The sequence below is a fragment of the Paraburkholderia sp. UYCP14C genome, assembly GCF_004197395.1.
Taxonomy (GTDB): domain Bacteria; phylum Pseudomonadota; class Gammaproteobacteria; order Burkholderiales; family Burkholderiaceae; genus Paraburkholderia.
In genome coordinates, this window is record NZ_SELS01000229.1 from 1 (window position 1) to 1,658 (window position 1,658).

Sequence of the window (1,658 nt, forward strand, 5' to 3'; positions counted from 1 at the left end):
GAGAATGGCAGTGTGGAATCCTCGCATCGCTATCTGAAGGATCAGATCGATCAGGCCTTGGAGCTGCGAGGTCACCGCGACTTCGCGGACCGGGCCGCGTACGACGAGTTCGTGCGCGGGGTGGTGATGCGCCGCAACCGGCGTAATGCTGCAGCGTTCCAGATCGAGCGCGAGCACCTGCTGGATCTGCCTGAGCACCGTACCACCGACTTTGACGAAGAAGAGGCGCGCGTGACACGCTGCGGCACGTTCACCGTGCGTTGCGTCCTGTACAGCGCCCCGTCGCGGCTGATCGGGCATCGCCTGAAGGTACGCCTCTACAGTGACCGGCTCGACTGCTATCTGTCCGGCGCGCTCGTGCACAGCACGGCGAGAGCCACACATACGAGCAAACGGCGCGGTCGCGGCATCGACTACCGGCACTTCATCGATTCGCTCAAACGCAAGCCGCAGGCCTTCAGGGGCCTCGCGTTCCGTGACGATCTGTTTCCGCGTGAAGCCTACCGTCGGACCTGGGAGCGACTGGAGCAGGCGCTGACGCCGCGCAGCGCATGCAAGACCATGGTGGGTCTGCTTGAGCTGGCAGGAAACCACGGCGTCGAGGCGCAACTGGCCGAGAGGCTGGATGCATTGCTCGAACTCGGTGAACTGCCCGATCTGAAGGCGCTGTTCGATGAGTTCGCACCGCGCCAGGCCGAGTGTCCGGTGGTTGTCGTCGAGATGCCGTGCGCCGCGCTTTACGACACGTTGCTCGATGAGGAGGTGCTCGCGTGAACGCCCCCTACGATGCTGGCCGTATCGCGCTGATGCTCAACGAATTGCGGCTGCCTACGATCGGCCGGTTGTGGCAGGACTTCGCTGAACGCTCGGACAAGGAAAGCTGGCAGGCGTCTCGGCTACTCGGTGCATTGCTCGAACATGAACTGGCCGAGCGGGCCAAACGAAGAATCGAGCGTCATCGTACCGAGTCACATCTGGATCCGACCAAGACGCTCGCCACCTTCGACTTCGGCGTCGTGCCTATGATCTCAAAGGCGCATGTGATGGCGCTGGCCGCGGGCGATTCGTGGCTTGAGAAAGGCGCCACGATCCTCCTGTTCGGTCCACCCGGCGGCGGCAAAAGTCATTTGGGGTCCGCCATCGGCCATGCGCTAATCGAAGCCGGCTATCGCGTATTGTTCACGCGCACCGGCGAAATCGTGCAGAAGCTCCAGGTCGCGCGCCAGAGTCTGCAGCTGCCTTCGGCGCTCGCGAAGCTCGACCGGTTCGACCTGATCATCCTTGATGATCTCTCGTATGTGAGGAAAGACCAGGCCGAAACCAGCGTGCTGTTCGAGTTGATCGCCGAGAGGTATGAGCGGAAAAGTCTTCTAATAACGGCCAACCAACCCTTCTCTGGCTGGAACGACGTCTTCCCGGACCCCGGCATGACAGTGGCGGCCATCGACCGGCTCGTGCACCACTCGACGATCTTCGAACTGAATGTTGAAAGCTATCGGCGCCGCACAGCCAGCGACAAACAGAAAGAGCGGCGCCGTCAATTACCTGCTGACAATCCGAACGGAGCGACAACCATGTCCAACTGACAGCAACAAACATCTCGACCGACCGGCCAAGATGTTTGTCGGTAAACCGGACTTCCTGCTTGACGCTGTCCA

Annotated in this window: 1 protein-coding gene and 1 pseudogene; both read left to right on the top strand. The window is 61.5% G+C overall.

The genetic code is table 11. The features are described from left to right. Positions 1 to 774 (top strand): annotated as a pseudogene (locus EVC45_RS44465) (IS21 family transposase); the annotation flags it as partial. Continuing rightward, on the top strand, positions 771 to 1,586 hold the full coding sequence (gene istB, locus EVC45_RS44470) for an IS21-like element helper ATPase IstB (protein WP_129964346.1): 816 nt from the start codon (positions 771 to 773) through the stop codon (positions 1,584 to 1,586). The pseudogene EVC45_RS44465 and the gene istB, both read left to right, overlap by 4 nt. Positions 1,587 to 1,658 lie beyond the last annotated feature (72 nt).